Origin of the sequence: Staphylococcus sp. GDX8P80P (genome assembly GCF_017893095.1) — a bacterium.
In the GTDB taxonomy this organism is placed as follows: domain Bacteria; phylum Bacillota; class Bacilli; order Staphylococcales; family Staphylococcaceae; genus Staphylococcus; species Staphylococcus borealis.
The window spans coordinates 1-1,026 of sequence record NZ_JAESMI010000058.1; the positions used below are offsets into that span (position 1 = coordinate 1).

A 1,026-nucleotide genomic window follows, 5' to 3' on the forward strand; every position below is an offset into this window, starting at 1 on the left:
AGTTGCTCGGTAAACAAAATGTTACAAGGAAGAAAGTTGAAGACGGTCCAGCAATCTTCAATGCACTGAAGATATAATATTGATAAAGTCCGTATAATTGTGTAAAAGTAAAAAGGCCATATAACAGTCCTTTTACGGTACAATGTTTTTAACGACAAAAACATACCCAGGAGGACTTTTACATGACCCAAGTACATTTTACACTGAAAAGCGAAGAGATTCAAAGCATTATTGAATATTCTGTAAAGGATGACGTTTCTAAAAATATTTTAACAACGGTATTTAATCAACTAATGGAAAATCAACGAACAGAATATATTCAAGCAAAAGAATATGAACGAACAGAAAACCGACAAAGTCAACGAAATGGCTATTATGAGCGCAGCTTTACGACACGTGTAGGCACGCTAGAATTAAAAGTACCCAGAACACGTGATGGCCATTTTTCACCCACAGTGTTTGAACGTTATCAACGAAACGAAAAAGCCCTCATGGCTTCAATGTTGGAAATGTATGTATCAGGCGTTTCAACTCGTAAAGTATCAAAAATTGTGGAAGAACTTTGTGGTAAATCCGTCTCTAAGTCCTTCGTTTCTAGCTTAACAGAACAGCTAGAACCTATGGTTAACGAGTGGCAGAATCGTTTATTATCAGAAAAAAATTATCCTTACTTAATGACCGATGTACTCTATATAAAAGTACGAGAAGAAAATCGAGTACTCTCAAAAAGCTGTCATATAGCGATTGGAATAACCAAAGATGGCGACCGTGAAATTATCGGCTTCATGATTCAAAGTGGCGAAAGCGAAGAGACCTGGACAACATTTTTTGAATACCTAAAAGAACGCGGTTTACAAGGTACGGAACTCGTTATTTCTGATGCGCACAAAGGATTAGTCTCTGCCATTAGAAAATCCTTCACCAACGTAAGTTGGCAAAGATGCCAAGTTCACTTCCTAAGAAATATCTTTACCACCATTCCTAAAAAAAATTCAAAATCTTTCAGAGAAGCTGTTAAAGGAATTT

The 1,026-nt window shown here is 36.4% G+C and carries 1 protein-coding gene; it reads left to right on the top strand.

Annotated elements, in window-relative coordinates; all coding sequences use genetic code 11:
- Window positions 1–182: 182 nt before the first annotated feature.
- Window positions 183–1,026, top strand: an 844-nt coding sequence (locus KA858_RS06075; protein WP_151516248.1) for an IS256-like element IS256 family transposase, incomplete at its 3' end; no start/stop codon positions are given.